The following is a 20,561-nucleotide window of genomic DNA, read 5'->3' on the forward strand; positions in this document are numbered from 1 at the left end:
ACGAATGAAACGCGTTGTGATGAACGAACGGCCGGATTGGAAGGCCGACGCCGAGGCCTGTGGCTTCACCATACATTCCATGTACGGGCAACGCTATTGGGATGAGAGACACGCCTACGCTTTTACCCTGGAGGAAGTAGGGACGAAACTCGAAGATCCTTCTACCGAATTGCTCGACATGTGCTATGCGGCGGTCGAAAGGATCGCCTCGGACGAGGAATTGATGCGCCGGATGGCCATTCCCTCGGCCTATCATGATGCTGTACAGCGTTCCTGGCGCAATCACGAGCGTGACCTCTACGGCCGTTTCGACCTTTCCTATGACGGGAACGGTCCGGCAAAGCTTCTTGAATTCAATGCTGATACACCGACCAGTCTATTCGAAAGTGCTGTTTTTCAGTGGCGCTGGTTGGAAGATATGAAGCAGCGCGGCGAACTTCCCTCCTCGGCAGACCAGTTCAATTCGGTGCACGAACGACTGATCGATGCCATACGTATTCTTGCGGCACCTGCGGGGCACATGCACTTTGCCGGCATGCTGGAATCCGAAGAAGACCTCGTGACGTTGAACTATCTTGTCGACTGCGCCGCTCAGGCCGGCTGCAAGGCGAAGCTCATCGCCATGCCGGATATCGGCGTCGACGATGAGCATCGGCTGATCGACCTTCAGGATGAGCCCATCGACTGCCTGTTCAAGCTTTATCCCCTCGAAGACATGGTGCGCGAACCTTTCGGCCGCCATCTGCCGCTCACCCCGACGCGTGTCATTGAGCCGCTGTGGAAACTGACCTTGTCCAACAAGGGACTGCTACCGGTTCTATGGGATATGTTCCCCGGTCACGAAAACCTTCTGCCCGCTTATTTCGAGGACGATACGCGTATCGGCGATCTCGGCGTGCGATATGTCCGCAAGCCGTTGCTATCGCGCAAAGGCGCGAATGTAACGCTCGTCAATTACGAAGCCGGTGCCGGCATATATCAGGTCGAAGGACCTTACGGCGAAGAGGGATATATACGGCAGGCAATGCACTTGCTCCCCTGTTTCGGCGATGATTGGACTGTCATCGGCTCCTGGGTTGTCGCCGGCCAGCCAGCGGGCATCGGCATTCGCGAGGATGACACCCCCATCACCCGTGACACGTCCCGCTTCGTACCACATTATATTGAGGGTTAGCCGATCAACGAGGGTCCCGTCGCTGTCGCGCTTTCCCATTTGGCATATCATTTAACCGCCCCTGGGCGATCTTGGCAGAATTCATGTCGATTCCGCCATTTATGGGGTTCCGTTTGCAAATACATTTGCCTATAAGCCGCTTCTAGCCTGAAAATATTGCCCATAGCGCCCCCGGCCGGTGATCTCCCACCCTGGCCGGTTTTTGGCGCAACGAAAAAATGGATGTGAGCCCATGCCGAAGCGCCAAGATATCAAATCGATCCTCATTATCGGCGCAGGACCGATTGTTATCGGACAGGCTTGCGAATTCGACTATTCCGGCACGCAGGCCTGTAAGGCGCTCCGAGAGGAAGGCTACCGCGTCATCCTCGTCAACTCCAATCCGGCAACGATCATGACCGATCCGGGCCTGGCGGATGCGACCTATGTCGAACCGATCACGCCCGAGGTCGTCGCCAAGATCATCGCCAAGGAGCGCCCTGACGCGCTGCTGCCCACCATGGGCGGCCAGACCGCACTCAATACCGCGCTGTCGCTGAAGCGCATGGGCGTGCTCGACCGTTACAATGTCGAGATGATCGGCGCGAAACCTGCCGCCATCGACATGGCCGAAGACCGTGCCCTCTTCCGCGAAGCCATGGCCCGCATCGGCCTCGAAACGCCGCGCTCCATGCTGGCAAACGCCACAGACATCAAGGATGCCGACCGCAAGACCCACGAGGCCGAGCGCAGCAAGCTGAAGGCGCAGCTTACCGGCACCGAGCTCGACAAGGCACTCGACGAACTGGAAAACCAGTGGAACCTCGGTGAGAGCGACCGCAAGCAGCGCTATATGAGCCATGCGATGGCAATTGCCGCGCAGGCGCTCGACCATGTCGGCCTGCCCGCCATCATCCGCCCGTCCTTCACGCTGGGCGGCACGGGCGGCGGCATCGCCTACAACCGCTCGGAATTCTTCGAAATCGTCGGCGGCGGCCTCGATGCTTCCCCGACCACGGAAGTCCTGATCGAAGAATCGGTTCTCGGCTGGAAGGAATTCGAGATGGAAGTGGTCCGCGACAAGGCGGACAACTGCATCATAATCTGCTCGATCGAAAACATCGACCCGATGGGCGTTCATACCGGCGATTCGATCACCGTCGCCCCGGCTCTGACTCTGACGGACAAAGAATATCAGATCATGCGTAACGCCTCGATCGCGGTCCTGCGCGAGATCGGCGTCGAAACCGGCGGCTCGAACGTACAGTTTGCCGTCAACCCGAAGGACGGCCGCCTCGTCGTCATCGAAATGAACCCGCGCGTTTCGCGCTCCTCCGCGCTGGCCTCGAAGGCAACCGGCTTCCCGATCGCCAAGATCGCAGCCAAGCTCGCCGTTGGCTACACCCTGGACGAACTCGAAAACGACATCACCGGCGGCGCAACCCCGGCCTCCTTCGAGCCCTCGATCGACTACGTCGTCACCAAGATCCCACGCTTCGCCTTTGAAAAATTCCCTGGCGCATCCCCGGTTCTAACCACCGCGATGAAGTCGGTCGGCGAAGTCATGGCGATTGGCCGTACCTTCGCGGAATCGCTGCAGAAGGCTCTGCGTGGTCTCGAAACCGGCCTGACGGGCCTGGACGAGATCGAAATTCCCGGCATCGAGGAAGGCGAAGGCAGCCAGAATGCCATCCGCGCCGCCATCGGCACGCCGACGCCCGATCGCCTGCGCATGGTCGCCCAGGCGCTGCGCCAGGGCATGAGCGTCGAAGAGGTGCATGAAGGCTGCAAGATCGACCCCTGGTTCCTTGAGCAGCTGAAGAACATCGTCGACATGGAAAGCCGCATCCGCGAGCACGGCCTGCCGCAGGACGCCGCTAATTTGCGCATGCTGAAGGCCATGGGCTTCTCCGACGCCCGTCTGGCGACGCTGACCGGCAAGCGCCCGAAGGAAGTCGCCGAACTCCGCAATTCTCTGAATGTCCGCCCGGTCTTCAAGCGCATCGATACCTGCGCCGCCGAATTCGCCTCGCCGACGGCCTACATGTACTCGACCTATGAGACGCCCTTCGTCGGCGCTGCCCGCTCCGAGGCCCAGGTTTCCGACCGCAAGAAGGTCGTCATCCTCGGTGGCGGCCCGAACCGAATCGGCCAGGGCATTGAATTCGATTATTGCTGCTGCCATGCCGCCTTCGCGCTGAAGGATGCCGGTTATGAAGCCATCATGATCAACTGCAACCCGGAAACGGTTTCGACCGACTACGACACGTCGGATCGTCTCTATTTCGAGCCGCTGACGGCCGAAGATGTCATCGAGATCTTGCGTGCGGAGCAGGAAAAGGGCGAAGTCGTTGGCGTCATCGTCCAGTTCGGCGGCCAGACCCCGCTGAAGCTCGCCGAAGCGCTGGAAAAGAACGGTATCCCGATCCTCGGCACTGCGCCTGATGCTATCGACCTTGCCGAAGATCGTGACCGCTTCCAGAAGCTCCTGATGAAGCTTGATCTCAACCAGCCGAATAACGGCATTGCCTACTCCGTCGAACAGGCACGCCTCGTCGCCTCCGAAATCGGCTTCCCGCTGGTCGTGCGCCCGTCCTACGTTCTTGGCGGCCGCGCCATGCAGATCCTCCATTCGGAAGGCCAGCTGCAGGGCTACCTGCTCGACACGGTTCCGGAACTGGTGCCGGAAGACATCAAGCAGCGTTATCCGAACGACAAGACCGGCCAGATCAACACGCTGCTCGGCAAGAACCCGCTGCTGTTCGACAGCTATCTGACGAACGCCATCGAAGTCGACGTCGATTGCCTCTCCGACGGCACCGACGTCTACATTGCCGGCATCATGGAGCATATCGAAGAAGCCGGCATTCATTCGGGTGACTCCGCTTGCTCGCTGCCCCCTCGCACGCTCTCTCCTGTGATGATCGACGAGTTGGAGCGCCAGGCGAAAGCCATGGCCAAGGCTCTGAATGTCGGCGGCCTGATGAACGTTCAGTTCGCCATCAAGGACGACACGGTCTACGTGCTCGAAGTCAACCCGCGCGCCTCGCGCACGGTGCCCTTCGTCGCCAAGACCATCGGCGCGCCGATCGCCAAAATCGCCGCCCGCGTCATGGCCGGCGAAAAGCTGGATGCGACCTTTGCCGCCTATGGCGAAAAACCCGATCCGCGCAAGCTGAAGCATATCGCCGTCAAGGAGGCAGTCTTCCCCTTCGCCCGCTTCCCTGGCGTCGACACCCTGCTCGGGCCGGAAATGCGCTCGACCGGCGAAGTCATCGGCCTCGATACGGATTTCGCGCTCGCCTTCGCCAAGTCCCAGCTCGGCGCCGGCGTGGAACTGCCGCGTGACGGAACGGTGTTTGTCTCGGTCCGCGACGACGACAAGCCGCGCGTGCTGCCGGCCATCCGCATGCTGGCGGAACAGGGCTTCAAGGTGCTCGCAACCGGCGGCACCCAGCGCTTCCTCGCCGAAAACGGCATCGAGGCGACGAAGATCAACAAGGTGCTTGAGGGACGTCCGCATATCGAGGACGCGATCCGCAACCGTCAGGTCCAGCTCGTCATCAATACGACCGACAGCAACAAGGCGATCTCGGATTCGAAGTCCCTGCGCCGTGCGACGCTGATGCAGAAGGTGCCATACTACACCACCATGGCTGGTGCCGAAGCAGCCGCCATGGCGATCAAGGCGCTGAAGGCCGGAAACCTCGAAGTTCAACCGTTGCAGAGCTATTTCTGAAGCAGTTAATTCCGTAGTCAGGAGCGTGAGCGGGATAGCCGGCTCACCTTCGCTGCGCCCCCGCCAGCCGGTCGAATGGTCAAGGGCTTCAACAGGAGCTTGTCTTAAACCTTCGAATTTTCTGGCATTCGTCTGTCGCAATCTGCTATAGATGAGGGAATAACGGCTCTGGATGGTTCCGAAGTACCCCTTCGGGACCTGTTTTCTTTTGTGTCTGCAGCAGAGCAACACAGGGAGTGAAGGACAAGAAAAATGGTTGAAAAGGTACCGATGACGCAGAACGGGTTCGTCAAGCTGCAGGAAGAACTGCGCTGGCGTCAGCAGGAAGAGCGCCCGCGAATCATCGAGGCAATTGCAGAGGCGCGCGCCCATGGCGATCTCTCTGAAAATGCCGAGTACCATGCCGCCAAGGAAGCCCAGAGCCATAATGAAGGCCGCATCTCCGAGCTCGAAGATCTGACGGCGCGCGCCGAAGTCATCGATCTCACCAAGATGTCCGGCTCGAAGATCAAGTTCGGCGCCAAGGTCAAGCTGGTCGACGAAGACACAGAAGAAGAGAAGATCTACCAGATCGTCGGCGACCAGGAAGCCGACGTGAAAGCAGGCCGCATCTCTATCTCCTCCCCGATCGCCCGCGCCCTGATCGGCAAGGAAGTCGGCGATTCCATCGAGGTCAATGCACCCGGCGGCGCCAAGGGTTACGAAATTCTCTCCATCACTTGGGGCTGATCGCCCGTGCGCGATCGCGAGACAGCGCATGCGAGCGATCTCCGTGAGATCGAAATCATAGCAACGAACTTCAAACGCCGGCTTTCCGGCGTTACGTCTACGATCGTGCAACTGATCCCCAAGCAGGTCGAGCTCGGCTATCATATCGCCACACTCGGCCCCGGTCTGCCGGAGAGCCTGCCAAGGCTCGGCTGGCTCCGCCTGCCCGGTCTGTGGATGAAGCCGCGCCGCTATCGCGTCCGCATTTGGCATGCCCGCCGCAATAACGAAATGCTAGCGGGTTTGCTGCTGCGCTCCGTTCTGCGCATGCCTCTCAAGTTAGTCTTTACCTCGGCCGCCCAGCGCCGCCATACAGGCTATACGCGCTGGCTGATCCGCCGCATGGACGCGGTCATTGCCACCAGCACCCGCTCGGGCAGCTTTCTCGAGGTGCCGCACACCGTCATCCAGCACGGCGTCGACCTCAACAGCTTCCATCCGCCGGAAAAGCCTGATGACCGCATGGCCGCAACCGGCCTGCCCGGCACCTATCTGATCGGCTGCTTCGGCCGCGTCCGCCATCAGAAGGGCACGGATCTCTTCGTCAAGGCGATGATCGAGCTGTTGCCGCGCTATCCGGACTGGACAGCCGTCGTGTGCGGCCGCGTGACATCAGAGCATCGCGGTTTTGGCGACCAGTTGCAAAAGATGGCGGCGGATGCAGGCCTCACCGATCGCATCCGCTTCATGGGCGAAGTCGACGATATCAAGCCCTGGTATCGCCGCGCTACCCTCTATGTCGCCCCTTCCCGCAACGAGGGTTTCGGTCTGACGCCGCTCGAAGCCATGGCTTCCCGCACCGCCGTCGTCGCCTCGGATGCCGGCGCCTATGCCGAAATGATCGTGCCGGGCGAAACCGGCGCCGTGGTGCCGGCGGGCGATGGCGAGGCTCTCACCAGAGCGATCGCCTTCTATCTGGCCAATCCGGAGGAAACGCTTCGCCAGGGAGAAAATGCCGTGCGCCATGTGCGCAGCGAATTCGCCCTGGAAAAGGAAGCGACCGCCATCGGCGACGTCTACAAGCGGCTGCTGGTCGCCAACAAGTGAGCGGATCAATCAGCGGCCGAGATCGATGCGCTTGCGCTCGATGAAATCGATCATCGAACGATCCTCCACCATCTCTTCCTCGATGCTTTTGACGATGGACAGGACCTTGTCCCGATATTTCGTCGCACTGCTGTCATAGGTCCAACCCCGCGCCAGCTTCTCCATCAGCTCCTGCCGGGACTTCGTATAATAGTGGTTCAGCTGCAGAAAACGGTTCGAATAGAACTCGGGCGACTTCCGCGCACGCCGGGTAAACCGCTTGCCCGCGTCATTGGCCGTCAGATCCCCGTAGGCCCGCGTCCGGAACTGGTGCACACTGACTTCGGTTACTTCACATGGATCGACGATACACTTGAAATTGCTGACGTTTTCCTTCGTCGTCATTGGATCGGCGCCGCGCATCGTATAATTCAACGTCAACGGTCCGTCCGACGGCATCTCATGGCCGCTGGTCGCAAACATATGCCAGGGCAGCGAGACATTCGGGAAATCGCCGACGGCTTCCAACGCCTGTTCGACCGTCGCAGCCTCCTTCGGCAGGAGGAATTCGTCCACATCGATAAACGCCATCCAGCGGTAGTCACCGCCAAAATTCAGGATGGCATGCGCGAAGGTAATGACCTGGCCGTTCAGTACCGCCGATGTCGCCGCATCGCGCATGCGCCCGGCCCAGGGAACAATCGTCAACGCATCTTCAGAGAGCAGGCTTCGAAGAAGCGAGCAGGTCTCATCCGTCGATCCATTATCATAGATATAGAAGTGACGAATGCCGACCGCTTGGTGGAAGCGCACCCATTCCTCGATATAACGAGCCTCGTTCTTCACACAGGCGGCAATGGCGATGCCATGGCGTCCTGCCCTTGGCTCGGGCGGTTCGATGGACAGCTTCTTGGCGTCGGACGCCTTGGGTTTTAGCCAGCGCATAAGCTTCATTCCATCGACCCTAATTTCAAAGCAGGCTCGCCGGTTCCGGCAAAGATCACGCCTGCGGCTTCAACGCAAACCTGTCGTCGTAACCAAAATCATATTTGAGCAACGCCGAAACACGGGAATAGTTGACGAAAGAGACGCCGCGCTCGGCAGCGATTTGCCGTGCAAGTACGAGATGCTCGATGATGCGGGCTTCAGCGCGTGCAATACCGGAAAAAGCGGTATCGCCGGCGGTCTCATAAAAGCGGGGCTCGCCGGCATTGGAGATATCGATCCCCAGAAAGCCGACCTGATGCTTCGCGCAGTAAAGAGCAAATTGCAGGGCCGAGACGGCAACGGATCCGCCCAGAAAAACTCCGCGATCAGGCGAAAGCGAAAAACCTGCCGAACCCTCAGCATCCAATCGCACATATTGCAGTTTTTTGAGATCGTCGAGGGAGCGGCGGCGCGCGCCATAGGGCTTGCGGATATCGTCGATCAGGATGATCGTCTTGTCCGCCAGCCAGCTTTTGTCGATCTCGCAGAGTGCACGCAGCACCGCCACGGAAAACAGGCAAAGCGAACCGGGAGCCACCTTCTCGCGCAGCATATCGAGATGCCGCCAGACAAAACGCTCATCCTCGACTGCAATTGCCAAAGGCTCGGAGATTGTGTCGCCTGACAGGCCGATCGCACCATTCAAAAGAATGGCGCTGCGGAATTCCAGGCCGCTCAGATCGCTATCGCGAATCGATGGCCCTGATCCGACGATGTAGACCGCATCGCCGCAGCGTTCGCGCAGGCGGTCCATGCCCGCAAGGCTCGCGACCTTGACGCCGCGGTAAAGCACCTCGCTAACATTCTGGCTGCGGACGATACTGAGCCCCGGAAACCAGTCCTGCACATGAGCCCGCGAGCCGCCCAGAAAGAGGCGCACGCCGGTTTTGATCAGCGACCGATGCCAGGGGCGATCCGCCATTCGCCTAGAGCTCCACCAAGCCGAGTTTCTTGACCTGTCGGATGGTCAGCATGGTGCGCACGGTATCGACATGTTCATTCGCCGTCAGGACTTCGATGACGAAATCCTGGAAACGGGTGAGATTTTCCGCAACGCAATGCAGCAGGAAATCACTGTCGCCGGACACCATCCAAGCCTGTCGAACCAGCGGCCAAGCCGAGGTTGCGCTGGCAAAAGCCTTGAGATTCGCTTCCGACTGATGCTTGAGGCCGACCATGCAGAAAGCCACGAGATCGAAGCCCAGTTTCGGGCTGTTCAGCATGGCGTGATAGCCTTCGATGACGCCAGCCTCTTCCAATTTGCGCACGCGGCGCAGGCATGGCGGCGCCGAAATGCCGACCCTGTCCGCGAGCTCGACGTTGGTCATGCGTCCGTCCCGCTGGAGTTCCCGCAGAATCTTGATATCGATAGCATCGAGCTCAGCGCGAAGCACTTTTTTGCCTTTCTTTAATTCCCCCTCGCCAGCTTCTATATAAGGCTGGAAAATACGCAAGAAAGTTTCTCCCGCGTAGTTGATTCTAACACAAAGCAGATTTGCTCTGTGTGTAATGCAAGGCTGCCCTTGAATAAATGCATAAGGCAATCATAAATGAAGCGCGGATCGCGAAACCGCCTGTTTTGCGCGCTTGAAGCCGCGGCTTCGCAATCGCCGAATTGAAAGGACTGACTATGCCTGCCCGCCACACGAAGGTGCTCATCATCGGTTCCGGCCCAGCCGGTTACACCGCAGCGGTTTATGCCGCGCGCGCGATGCTGCAGCCCGTTCTGATCGCCGGTCTCGAACAGGGCGGCCAGCTGATGATCACGACCGATGTCGAGAATTATCCGGGTTTTGCCGATCCGATCCAGGGTCCGTGGCTGATGGAGCAGATGCTGCAGCAGGCCCAGCATGTAGGCGCCGAGATCGTCAACGACCTCGTGACCGAAGTCGATACCAGCAAGCGTCCTTTCGTTGCCCATACCGACAGCGGCCAGGTCTGGACCGCCGACACTCTCATCATTGCCACCGGCGCCAAGGCGAAATGGCTGGGTATCGAGAGCGAACAGCATTTCCAGGGCTTCGGCGTCTCCGCCTGCGCCACCTGTGACGGCTTCTTCTATCGCAACAAGGATGTGATCGTGGTTGGCGGCGGCAACAGCGCTGTCGAGGAAGCACTCTATCTCTCCAACATCGCCAAATCGGTGACGGTGGTGCATCGCCGCGATACTTTCCGTTCGGAAAAGATCCTGCAGGAACGCCTGTTCGCCAAGGAAAACGTTAGGATTCTCTGGAACACTGAGGTCGCGGAGATCACCGGGACGCCGGCCAAGCCGCCGATGCCGCCATCCGTCACGGGCGCGCGCCTGCGCGATACGCGCACTGGCGCCATCACGGAGATGCCGATCGACGGCGTCTTCGTTGCCATCGGCCATGCGCCGGCGACCGAGCTCTTCAAGGGCAAATTGAAGCTCAAGGACAATGGTTATCTCTGGACCGCACCGGATTCGACCGCGACCAACGTCGAAGGCATCTATGCGGCCGGTGATGTGACCGACGATACGTTCCGGCAGGCGATCACGGCAGCAGGAATGGGCTGCATGGCCGCGCTTGAAGCGGAACGCTATCTGACTGGGCACATGCCCGTCGCCGTGGCTGCGGAGTGATGCAGCCGATGAGGGGAAACGGCATGCCATTGGATTGGGACAAGCTGCGTATCTTTCACGCGGCTGCCGAAGCGGGTTCGTTCACGCATGCGGCAGACAAGTTGCATTTGTCCCAATCCGCCATCAGCCGCCAGGTCAGCGCTCTCGAGCAGGATGTCGGCATAAAACTCTTCCACCGCCATGCGCGCGGCCTCATCCTGACGGAACAGGGCGAGCTGCTTTATCGCACCGCTCACGACGTTTTGCTGAAGCTCGAAACGGTCAAGATGCAATTGACCGAGACGACCGACAAGCCAAGCGGCAAACTGCGGGTGACTACGACCGTTGGCCTCGGCCAAGGCTGGCTCACCGACAAGATCCAGGAATTCCTGCAGCTTTATCCTGACATGTCGATCCAGCTCATTCTCGACAATGAGGAGCTGGACGTGAACATGCGTCACGCCGATTGCGCCATCCGTCTGCGCCAGCCGCAGCAATCGGATCTGATCCAGCGCAAGCTCTTTACCGTGCATATGCACGTCTATGCCGCCCCCTCCTATATCAACCGCTACGGCGAGCCGCAGTCGGTCGAGGATCTGGACGAGCATCGCATCATCAGCTTCGGCGAACCGGCACCGAACTACCTGCTGGATGTCAATTGGCTCGAGATTGCCGGCCGCTCATCCGACAACAAGCGCGCTCCGCATCTGCAGATCAACAGCCAGACATCAATCAAGCGCGCCTGCCTGCTTGGCATTGGCATCGCAGTACTGCCCGATTATATCGTCGGCCGCGACCCAGGCCTTATTCAACTCGCGATCAATGCAGACGTGCCGTCCTTCGACACCTATTTCTGCTATCCGGACGAAATGAAGAATGCGGCCAAGCTCAAGGTTTTCCGTGATTTTATCGTCGCGAAAGCGCGCAACTGGAATTTCTGACGAAGGTAAGTCACTGATAACCAACTCTTTTTAGGACTAGCATACGAGCCGCGCATATGATGCATAGCTGATATGCACAAATGAGAGTTGAAGCCTGCACATTTAACTACCATATCGCACATAGCTGATGCACACGGTGGCTTTTCCTCCCAGTTCCACCGCATTGGCTGTTCCCCTCTGGAGGTTTTTAACCTTCATACCTATAGGGCCCTGGTTTACTCCGGAGGCCCTTTTTTTTGCTCTTTTGTCCCAGACACGCCAAACGCATAACTGCCATGCACAAAAAAGCATTGCGCACTGCACAAATTAACATCATAACGCACACAGCTGATGCACACGGTGGCTTTTCCTCCCAGTTCCACCGCATTGGCTGTTCCCCTCTGGAGGTTTTGACCTTCACACCTATAAGGGCCCTGGTTCATACCGGTGGCCCTCTTTTTTTGCCCAATTTCTAAGCACGCGTGTCGGCAGCCTTGCCGAAAATAATATTCGGCGTCACCCTTGATATATCGAAAATCATCGATACATAAATCGTAATTATTCGATATTGCTGGTAAGCACCATGGACAAAAACGAGATATTGAAGGCGTTGGCCAATCCGGCCCGGCTCGAAATCCTCAACCACTTGAAAGATCCGGAAGCCCATTTTCGACGCAGGAACATCCGCTGGAGCTTGGTGTCTGCGCCAGCCAATTTGAGCGGTGCGGTCTCTCGCAATCCACCGTCTCGGCCCACCTCGGCACGCTTCACCGTGCCGGCCTGGTGACGACCCGGCGCCTCGGCCAGTGGATTTTCTACAAGCGCAACGAGGAAACAATCGCCGAATTCCTCGCGGCCATGGAGAAGGAACTCTGAAAATGTGGGTTGCTCTCCCTGCACCCGTGCTCACGTCCTTCGCAACCGCCGCGATCTTCCCCAAGAAGCGACTACCTTAACACATAGGTTCCCGGCCTTGGCGGTCGCCTCTTCCTGATTTCTCCCTCCCCCAAAAGAAAGGACTACCCATGACCAAACTGTTCGAACCGACGAAGCTTGGTGATATCTCCATCGCCAACCGCATCGTCATGGCGCCCCTGACACGCAATCGCTCGCCGAATGCTGTGCCGAACGATCTGAACGTCAAATATTATGCCCAGCGCGCGACCGCGGGCCTGATCATCACCGAGGCAACGGCAATCACCCATCAAGGTCAAGGCTATGCCAATGTTCCCGGCCTTTACAGCAAGGAAGCGCTGGACGGCTGGAAGAAAGTGACGGAAGCCGTGCACGCCAATGGCGGCAAGATCGTTGTCCAGATGTGGCATGTCGGTCGTATCTCCCACACAACCCTGCAGCCGAACGGCGGCAAGCCGGTCTCCTCGACCTCCAGGCGCGCTGAAAACTCCAAGACCTATCTCGTCAATAGCGACGGCACCGGCAGTTTTGCCGATGTTTCCGAACCACGCGCCCTGGAAACCTCGGAAATTCCGGGCATCGTTGAAGATTATCGCAAGGCCGCCCGCGCCGCCATCGATGCCGGTTTCGACGGCGTCGAAATCCACGGCGCCAACGGCTACCTGATCGACCAGTTCCTGCGCGGCGATATCAACGATCGCACCGACCAGTATGGCGGCTCGATCGAGAACCGTACCCGCTTCCTGTTCGAAGTGGTCGATGCGGTCACCAAGGAAGTGGGCGCTGGCCGCACGGCAATCCGTATTTCTCCCGTCACGCCCTCTGGCGATGCCAGCGACCCGGCTCCCCAGCAGCTCTTCACCCAGGTCGTCGAAGGCCTGGCAAAATACGGCCTTGCTTATATCCATGTCGTCGAAGGCCAGACCGGCGGCAAGCGCGACTTCCTGCCCTTCGACTACGACGGGCTGCACGCGGCCTATAAGGCTGCAAGCGGCACGGCCGGCTGGATGCTCAACAATGCCTATACCCGCGAAATGGCGATCGAAGCTGTCGAGAGCGGCAAGGCTGATGTCGTTGCCTTCGGCAAGCCGTTCATTTCGAATCCGGATCTTGTCCGTCGCCTGAAGGAAAATGCGCCGCTCGCCCAATGGGACCAGGCAACGCTCTATGGCGGCGGCGCCAAGGGTTACGCCGACTATCCGACGCTCGAAGAAGCAGCCTAATTGGGGCTTCTCAGCCAGAGTGCGCTTTCGACAAAGAGCCCTCGCAACCCATGTTGCGGGGGCTCTCCATATCGGCTTCAGAAGCGAGTGAAACGAGCCATTCACACAGCTTGCAGGCAACCGATCGATACAAGGCTTGCCCTCACCGCCTCATCGATCGGCGTATGCGGTTCCTCGCCAAGCACAGCCACCAGCCTGTCGTTCCGCATCTCCAGCGGCACATCCCAGAGATAGCTCATCTCGCGCAGTTCTCGCATGAATGTCACGAAGGGAGAGGCTAGCGGTACTATCCACCAGGGAAACGATTTCACCTTCACCTTGTGTCCAACCACGCGCTGTACGGCTTCGATCATCTGTCTGCCGTCTCCATCCCAATGACCGCGCATATGATAGACGGCGAAGGCCGGCAGCTCGTCGCCCTTCTCGATCAGCCGGATCATGGTTTCGGCAACATCGGGCAGATAGGCCCATTGATGGCCGACGCCGCGTTTGCCCGGATAGGTCATCGAAGTGATCGGTTTACCCGGCGTCACCATGGCTTGAGAAAACCAGCTGTTGGCGCGCGCGCCCCCGAAGAAATCGCCGGCGCGAACGATGATGACAGGGCTATCGCCCTGCTCTGCCGCTGCCCTCAGACGCCGCTCCATCTGCACACGGATGGCGCCCTTGCGGGTCTTCGGCCGCTGCGCGCTGTCTTCCGTGACGATCGGGAAAACATCGGGACCGAAATTATAGACCGTACCTGGCAGCACGATCCGTGCACCGACCGCCTTGGCGGCGGCAATGGTATTGTCGAGCATCGGCAGGACGACCTTGCCCCAATTGCGATAGCCGGGCGGGTTGACCGCATGCACGATGACATCCGCACCTTGTGCCGCCTTCAGAACATCATCCGCCTGCATGGCATCGCCCTGGAACCAGTCGAAATCCGGCTGGCGGCGAGCCGCCTCGGCCGCATTGCGGTTCAGCGCTCGGATGCGCCAGCCGCGAAGGGCAAGCCCTTGCGCGACAGCACCGCCAATGCCGCCAGTCGCGCCGAGTACCAGGGCTGTCTTCGTGCTTTCCTTGTTGTTGCTCATTGTCATCTCCATCGGTTTCGATGGGCTGACTATGCTTGGTATCGGTGATAAACGAAATTGCCGAAAAGTTTGCAGATGCTATACATAAATGTATGACTAGAGTCGCTGAGCCAAGCTGGGATTTCTATCGTACCTTTCTCGCCGTGCTGGAGCACGGCTCGCTGTCGGCTGCGGCGCGCGAGCTCGGTCTGACACAGCCGACGGTCGGCCGTCATATCCTTGCATTGGAGCAATCGGTCGGCGCAGAACTGTTCACGCGTTCGCAACAGGGGCTGCTGCCCACCGATGCCGCTATGGTTCTGAAACCCTATGCCGAGACTTTGGCCAGCACAGCCGCGGCTCTGCTGCGCGCGGCCTCCGGCTCGAAGGATAAGGTCAGCGGCACGGTGCGCATCAGCGCAAGCGAGGTCATCGGCACGGAAGTGCTGCCGCCGATCCTCGCCAAGTTGCAGGCAAGCTATCCCGATCTGATCGTGGAGCTTTCAGCCTCCGATACGGTGGAGGATCTGCTGCAGCGCGAGGCCGATATCGCCGTGCGCATGGTCGCGCCCGCGCAAGAAGCATTGCTCGCTCGGCACATCGGCATCATCTCTCTCGGCCTCTTCGCCCATCGCAGCTATATCGAGCGGTACGGCAAGCCCGAAACCGTCGGGGAACTGGGCCGGCACAAGCTCATAGGCTTCGATCGCCAGACTGCCTATATCCGCATGATGACCAAGCGTTATCCTGTGCTCGAAGGCATTTCCTTCAGCTTTCGTTCCGATCACAGCATTGCTCTGCATAACGCCGTGCGCGCCGGCATCGGCATCGGCTTCCTTCAAATCCCCCTGGCAAGCCGCGATCCGGCCCTCGTGCAGCTGTTGCCGGAGATCAAGGTCGAGATCGACACCTGGATCGTCATGCACGAAAACCTGAAGACATCGCCACGCTGCCGCGTGACGTTCGATGCGCTGGTGATGGGGTTGCTTGATTATATCAAGGAAAACAGCGTGGATAATGGATCCTGACCATGGCAACAGCAGTGGAACTGGTCCCATACGATCGGCGCTGGCCAGAGGATTTCGAGCGCATCCGTAATAAGCTTCAGCGATTGCTGGCGCCCTATGTCATGGCGATCGAGCACATCGGCAGTACGTCAATTCCCGGGATTGTCGCAAAACCGCTCATCGATATCGACATCATCCTGCGCAGCTCAGCCGATGTACCGCCGGCGACCCAGATTCTTCTAAGGGAGAATTACGAAGCACGTGGCAATCGCTATGACGACGATGTCTGGGCATTCATGCGGCGCGACGGCAGGCCGCCGGAACGAATTTATCTCTGCCCACCGGACAATCGAACACACGAACGACGTTTGATCTTTCGCGATTATCTTCGGATCCACCCGGCAGAAGCAGCAGCCTATACCGCGCTGAAAGTGGAGCTGGCCGAACTCCGTCGCCATGATGGCGATCACTACACCGCCGAAAAGCGTCGCTTCGTCGACACGATTATAGAAAAGGCGTTAAAGAAGCCGAAAGGCTAAGCGCCAGGAGCAGTATCGATCGGCGGGAAATGCACCTGGCCATCGATGACTTCCGTTTCCGGTCGGTCACCGCCGTCGGCATATTCCTCATGCCACTTGCCGCTCTCGTCCTGCCAGCTGATTTCGGCTGAGTCTCCCCCGATCTGCTGTTCCGCCGCCACGATCCTGGCGGCCTCCACCGCCTCGGAATGTGTTGGAAACGCTTCCGAATAAACATCACGGAAGCGATAAGCCCACCCACCGTCATGCGGCACGATTTCGTAAACGACCTTGACCATTCAGACCCTCCTTCTCATCTGCCAAGACCTTCGAACCGGATGTTGCCGGCAGAATCGCGTGCATCAGGGACGGGTTCGAGGATGCCGCGGCGTTGTGGTTGGGCAGACCTATCCGCGCAGTATTCCATTAAACCGCGTTAACTGCAAATTTCGCCCTCTACCCGCAAGCTTGATGTGCGAACTCCTTGCTTTAGAGTGCAACCGTGAATCGGCGCAGAGGTGGGAAAGTGCTCATAGCAAAGTGGTTTAAGCAGGAAAGAAACCTGCTGGTGGCATTGATAGTTGCCGTTGGCGCCTATGTCGGCGAGCATTCCATTCTGGAAATGGGCCAGGGCGCATCAATGATCGCAGCCGCGGCATTGATCGCAACCATTGTGCTGGCCTCCATGCGCGTCGCCCATCATGCCGAGACGCTCGCCGTCAAGGTCGGCGATCCCTACGGCACGATGATCCTCACCCTTTCCGCCGTTGCCGTCGAAGTTATCATCCTTGCCATCATGATGAGCGGCGAGAGTTCGCCGACGCTGGTGCGCGACACGATCTACGCCGCCGTCATGCTCGATATCAACGGCATCCTCGGCCTCGCCGCCCTTCTCGGCGGGTTGAAGCATGGTGAACAGCCCTATAATGACGATTCCAGCCGGACCTACGGGGTGATGATCCTGACTGCCATGGGCATTTCGATGATCGTGCCGGAATTCATCCCGGATGCGAGATGGCATTATTATTCCGCCTTCACCATCGTTGCGATGATCGCCCTCTATGCGCTGTTCCTGCGCATGCAGGTCGGCCGGCACAGCTATTTCTTCAGCTATAGCTATCCGCGCGCGGAAAAGAAGCTCGCATCTACAGAGGCTGAAGAACATCATGAAGAGGACTCCACGGCGACTTCGATCGTGACAATCCTGATCGGCGTCGTCCTGATCGGTACGCTCGCCGAATTCATGTCGGCCTTCATGGATACCGGCCTCAAGGGCACCGGCGCTCCGCCCGCCATCGCCGCGATAGTTGTTGCCGCCATCTCGGCAGCGCCGGAAATTCTGACCGCTCTGCGGGCAGCTCTTAGAAACCGCATGCAGGCGACTGTCAACATCGCCCTCGGCGCCTCACTCTCGACCGTCATCCTGACCGTACCGGTTATGGAGGCGATCGCGCTCTATACCGGCCAGCCCTTCATGATGGCCATGTCGCCGGTGCAGACCGTTATGGTGATGATCACGCTGATCGTCGCCGCCATCAACCTCAATGACGGCGAAACCAACGCCATCGAGGGCATGACCCATTTCATTCTCTTCGCCACCTTCATCATGCTGACGGCGCTCGGTCTTTGATTCCGATTTCAAGGACTTGCGCCGATTGGCGGATTCAAAATGCAAAGTGCTTAAATCATTTGATGAAGCCGAAACCGTCAGCCTGAATACGAAAAAGCCCGCCATCTCTGGCGGGCTTTCCATGTAAGCTATCGCTAGCCGCTTACTTGCAGGCGCCGCAGAAGCGCTGGATGCGACGGCAAGCTTCTTCGAGCAGTTCTTCCGAGGTCGCATAGGAGATGCGGAAGTTCGGGCCGAGGCCGAAAGCCGAACCGTGGACGACGGCAACGCCTTCCGATTCCAGCAGCTCGGAGACGAAATCCTCGTCCGTCTCGATGACCTTGCCGGTCGGAGCCGTCTTGCCGATCAGGCCGGCGCAGGACGGATAGACGTAGAAGGCGCCTTCCGGAACCGGGCAGGAAATGCCCTTCGCCTGGTTCAGCATCGAGACGACGAGATCGCGGCGACCTTCGAAGATCTTCTTGTTGCGCGGAATGAAGTCCTGCGGACCGTTCAGCGCCTCGACGGCAGCCCACTGCGCGATCGAGGTTGCGCCCGAGGTCTGCTGGCCCTGGATCATGTCCATGGCCTTGATGAGCTGCAGCGGGCCGGCGGCATAGCCGATACGCCAGCCGGTCATGGCATAAGCCTTCGAGACACCGTTCATCGTCAGCGTGCGGTCGTAGAGGCTCGGCTCGACTTCGACCGGGGTGGCGAACTTGAACTCGCCATAGGTCAGGTGCTCGTACATGTCGTCGGTCAGGATCCAGACATGCGGATGCTTGACCAGCACGTCCGTCAGCGCCTTCAGCTCGGCATGCGAATAGGCAGCGCCCGACGGGTTGGACGGCGAGTTGAACATGAACCACTTGGTCTTCGGCGTGATCGCCTTTTCGAGGTCGGCCGGCTGCAGCTTGAAGTTGTTGGCCTGCGTGGTTGCGACGAAAACCGGCGTGCCGCCGCACAGCGCCACCATTTCCGGGTAGGAAACCCAGTAAGGCGTCGGGATGATGACTTCATCGCCCGGGTTCAGCGTCGCCATGAAGGCGTTGAACAGGATCTGCTTGCCGCCGGTGCCGACGATCGTCTGCTCCCACGTATAATCGAGATTGTTCTCGCGCTTGAACTTGGCGGCGATCGCCTTGCGCAGTTCCGGAATGCCGGAGACCGGCGTGTACTTCGTCTCGCCGCGGTTGATCGCGTCGATGGCCGCCGTCTTGATATTATCGGGCGTATCGAAATCGGGCTCACCGGCGCCGAGGCCGATCACGTCGCGTCCTTTTGCTTTCAGCTCGCGCGCTTTCTGGGAAACGGCGATGGTGGCAGAAGGCTTTACACGGGAAAGAGCGTCGGCAAGAAAGGCCATGGTGATCGGTCCTATTCGGTTGAAAATGGCAGAAAGCCTGTGGACCAGATTTCTGCGCTAAGCTCTATGTCGAATATGGACCGACGTTTCAAGCACAAAGGCGTCACAGTGGCTTTATTTCATGGCTTTCCGCGCCGTGCGCGCTAGCTTTTTTTATCCGGCTAGAAGCCTGCCCAAGAGACCGCGCGCCCCTTTCGCCAAGGTTAGATCGGCCGTAGCCCGGCACCTCCAACCCCTCTCAACTTGAATCATCACGCGAAGCACCTGAATCAAACTCTGAAGACGGTGGGAATTTCCTATATGGATCAGACACTTCTTCAACATCGGCTTCTCGCGCCCTCGGTCGAATGGCTCTTGCGTGGGAAATGCTTTCGGCTGCAGACGAGATCGGCAGATCCAAAAAACGTCCTTTCGCCGAAGTCAAGAACACAAAGACGTTATCGGTTCCGCGATCCGCCTTGAATGGCAACCGAACGGTCCCACCTTCCAAAAGCGAGCCTATGGGGAGGTCGAAAAGATGCGCGGCACCAGAACGGGATTAGGCAGAACGGGTTTCTCCATCGCCTTGATGGCCGGCGCTCTGCTCACGGTAACATCGGTGCTTGCCGAACCGGTGCAGACTTTCAAGACGCAAAAGGTTGATGTCAAAGTTGAAACGGTCGCGACGGAGCTTGATCACCCCTGGGCCGTCGAAGTGCTGCCGGATGGCGCCTATCTCGTGACCGAGCGGCCCGGCCGCATTCGCCTTATCCGCGACGGCAAGGTCTCAGGCCCTATATCAGGCGTGCCCGAAGTTTACGCGCATGGCCAGGGCGGCCTCCTCGATATAACCCTTGATCCGAACTTCGCCAGCAACCGCACCCTCTATTTGACGGCCTCCGTGGCAGGCGACGGCGGAAGCGGCACAGCCGTATTCCGCGCCGGACTATCGCCGGACGAAACTCGGCTGACCGATGTGAAGCGCATCTTCCTGATGAACAAGCTGTCGCGCGGCAATATCCAGTATGGTTCGCGCATCGCAATTGCCCGCGACGGCAGCCTCTTCGTCAGCCTCGGCGATCGAGGCCAGCAAGACCGAGCTCAGGACTTTCACGACGACGCCGGCTCCATCATCCATATCGGCGCGGACGGCAGTATCCCCGCCGATAATCCCTTCAAGAACGGCAGGCGTGCCCTGCCCGAAATCTGGTCGAAGGGCCATCGCAATCCGCAGGGCATCACTTTCGACAGCCAGACAAACAGGCTCTATACGGCAGAACATGGCGCCAGGGGCGGCGATGAGATCAACACGCCCGAAGCCGGCAAGAATTACGGCTGGCCAGTCATCTCCTACGGCGTCAATTATAACGGCACCAAGATCGGCATCGGAACCGCAAACGCCGGCATGGAGCAGCCCCGCTTCTATTGGGATCCTTCGATCGCGCCCGGCGCCATTGCCGTCTATCGCGGCAAGATGTTTCCCGAGTGGAATGGCGATTTTCTCGTCACGGCGCTGAAGTTCGAGCTGCTCTCACGGCTAAGCCAGGACGGCAAAGGCAAGATCATCGAACAGGAACGCATATTTGAGGGAAAATTCGGCCGCATGCGCGATGTAATAGTCGCGCCCGATGGTGCCTTGCTGATAACGACGGACGAAAGCGATGGTGCGCTCCTGAGGATTTCGAGGGCTGCAAGCTAGTGGGAAGCAT

17 protein-coding genes and 1 pseudogene are annotated in these 20,561 nt (G+C 59.0%); 12 read left to right on the plus strand and 6 right to left on the minus strand.

The annotated features are described in order from the left end of the window. Positions 1-4 precede the first annotated feature (4 nt). The 4 genes from ACK83U_RS09685 (at position 5) to ACK83U_RS09700 (ending at position 6,707) form a co-directional block, all read left to right on the plus strand. Positions 5-1,174, plus strand: coding sequence for a glutathionylspermidine synthase family protein (locus ACK83U_RS09685; RefSeq protein WP_112604990.1), 1,170 nt, complete (start codon positions 5-7; stop codon positions 1,172-1,174). Positions 1,175-1,406: 232 nt separating this feature from the next. Next, on the plus strand, positions 1,407-4,892 hold the full coding sequence (gene carB, locus ACK83U_RS09690) for a carbamoyl-phosphate synthase large subunit (protein WP_112604987.1): 3,486 nt from the start codon (positions 1,407-1,409) through the stop codon (positions 4,890-4,892). Between the two features lie 252 nt (positions 4,893-5,144). Beyond that, positions 5,145-5,621 carry a transcription elongation factor GreA gene (gene greA, locus ACK83U_RS09695; protein ID WP_015340574.1) on the plus strand — a complete coding sequence of 159 codons (477 nt, stop codon included), beginning with the start codon at positions 5,145-5,147 and terminating at the stop codon, positions 5,619-5,621. Positions 5,622-5,627: 6 nt separating this feature from the next. Continuing rightward, positions 5,628-6,707: a glycosyltransferase gene (locus ACK83U_RS09700; protein ID WP_112604984.1), complete on the plus strand. Its 1,080-nt coding sequence runs from the start codon at positions 5,628-5,630 to the stop codon at positions 6,705-6,707. Between the two features lie 9 nt (positions 6,708-6,716). Here ACK83U_RS09700 and ACK83U_RS09705 read toward each other — a convergent pair whose 3' ends face one another. The 3 genes from ACK83U_RS09705 to ACK83U_RS09715 are packed head-to-tail and all read right to left on the minus strand — an operon-like array spanning position 6,717 to position 9,067. Continuing rightward, positions 6,717-7,631 (minus strand): glycosyltransferase family 92 protein, encoded by a 915-nt coding sequence (locus ACK83U_RS09705; protein WP_112605640.1) that lies wholly within the window; start codon positions 7,629-7,631, stop codon positions 6,717-6,719. Between the two features lie 55 nt (positions 7,632-7,686). Next, positions 7,687-8,595: a glycosyl transferase gene (locus tag ACK83U_RS09710; RefSeq protein WP_112604981.1), complete on the minus strand. Its 909-nt coding sequence runs from the start codon at positions 8,593-8,595 to the stop codon at positions 7,687-7,689. Positions 8,596-8,599: 4 nt separating this feature from the next. Continuing rightward, on the minus strand, positions 8,600-9,067 hold the full coding sequence (locus ACK83U_RS09715) for an Lrp/AsnC family transcriptional regulator (protein ID WP_015340578.1): 468 nt from the start codon (positions 9,065-9,067) through the stop codon (positions 8,600-8,602). A 236-nt stretch (positions 9,068-9,303) separates the two neighbouring features. Between ACK83U_RS09715 and trxB the strand changes: the two genes are divergently transcribed. From trxB to ACK83U_RS09735, 4 genes and pseudogenes are all read left to right on the plus strand, one after another. Then, positions 9,304-10,278 carry a thioredoxin-disulfide reductase gene (gene trxB, locus ACK83U_RS09720; protein WP_112334343.1) on the plus strand — a complete coding sequence of 325 codons (975 nt, stop codon included), beginning with the start codon at positions 9,304-9,306 and terminating at the stop codon, positions 10,276-10,278. 23 nt (positions 10,279-10,301) lie between these two features. Beyond that, the gene (locus ACK83U_RS09725) at positions 10,302-11,198 is read left to right on the plus strand and encodes a LysR family transcriptional regulator VtlR (protein ID WP_015340580.1); all 897 of its coding nucleotides are present in this window, start codon (positions 10,302-10,304) and stop codon (positions 11,196-11,198) included. 562 nt (positions 11,199-11,760) lie between these two features. Then, positions 11,761-12,053 (plus strand): annotated as a pseudogene (locus ACK83U_RS09730) (ArsR/SmtB family transcription factor). Between the two features lie 149 nt (positions 12,054-12,202). After that, positions 12,203-13,315, plus strand: coding sequence for an alkene reductase (locus tag ACK83U_RS09735; RefSeq protein WP_112604978.1), 1,113 nt, complete (start codon positions 12,203-12,205; stop codon positions 13,313-13,315). A gap of 101 nt (positions 13,316-13,416) precedes the next feature. Here the strand turns inward: ACK83U_RS09735 and ACK83U_RS09740 are convergent, their stop codons facing one another. Beyond that, on the minus strand, positions 13,417-14,394 hold the full coding sequence (locus tag ACK83U_RS09740) for an SDR family oxidoreductase (RefSeq protein ID WP_412474583.1): 978 nt from the start codon (positions 14,392-14,394) through the stop codon (positions 13,417-13,419). Between the two features lie 92 nt (positions 14,395-14,486). On the opposite strand from ACK83U_RS09740, the gene ACK83U_RS09745 reads away from it, so the two are divergent. Then, positions 14,487-15,401 carry a LysR family transcriptional regulator gene (locus ACK83U_RS09745; RefSeq protein ID WP_112604972.1) on the plus strand — a complete coding sequence of 305 codons (915 nt, stop codon included), beginning with the start codon at positions 14,487-14,489 and terminating at the stop codon, positions 15,399-15,401. Continuing rightward, a complete protein-coding gene (locus ACK83U_RS09750; protein WP_412474845.1) occupies positions 15,398-15,919 on the plus strand; it encodes a GrpB family protein in 522 nt (173 codons plus the stop codon). The genes ACK83U_RS09745 and ACK83U_RS09750 overlap by 4 nt, the downstream gene beginning before the upstream one ends. Here ACK83U_RS09750 and ACK83U_RS09755 read toward each other — a convergent pair. After that, a complete protein-coding gene (locus ACK83U_RS09755; RefSeq protein ID WP_015340586.1) occupies positions 15,916-16,197 on the minus strand; it encodes a DUF2188 domain-containing protein in 282 nt (93 codons plus the stop codon). The genes ACK83U_RS09750 and ACK83U_RS09755 overlap by 4 nt on opposite strands. 269 nt (positions 16,198-16,466) lie before the next feature. On the opposite strand from ACK83U_RS09755, the gene ACK83U_RS09760 reads away from it, so the two are divergent. After that, positions 16,467-17,528 (plus strand): calcium:proton antiporter, encoded by a 1,062-nt coding sequence (locus tag ACK83U_RS09760; RefSeq protein WP_112604966.1) that lies wholly within the window; start codon positions 16,467-16,469, stop codon positions 17,526-17,528. Positions 17,529-17,670: 142 nt separating this feature from the next. Here the strand turns inward: ACK83U_RS09760 and ACK83U_RS09765 are convergent, their stop codons facing one another. After that, positions 17,671-18,873: a pyridoxal phosphate-dependent aminotransferase gene (locus tag ACK83U_RS09765; RefSeq protein ID WP_112604963.1), complete on the minus strand. Its 1,203-nt coding sequence runs from the start codon at positions 18,871-18,873 to the stop codon at positions 17,671-17,673. Positions 18,874-19,390: 517 nt separating this feature from the next. Between ACK83U_RS09765 and ACK83U_RS09770 the strand changes: the two genes are divergently transcribed. After that, the gene (locus tag ACK83U_RS09770; RefSeq protein WP_112604960.1) at positions 19,391-20,551 is read left to right on the plus strand and encodes a PQQ-dependent sugar dehydrogenase; all 1,161 of its coding nucleotides are present in this window, start codon (positions 19,391-19,393) and stop codon (positions 20,549-20,551) included. The last annotated feature ends 10 nt before the right edge of the window (positions 20,552-20,561 follow it).

This window comes from Rhizobium sp. WW22, from assembly GCF_047041135.1.
In the GTDB taxonomy this organism is placed as follows: domain Bacteria; phylum Pseudomonadota; class Alphaproteobacteria; order Rhizobiales; family Rhizobiaceae; genus Rhizobium.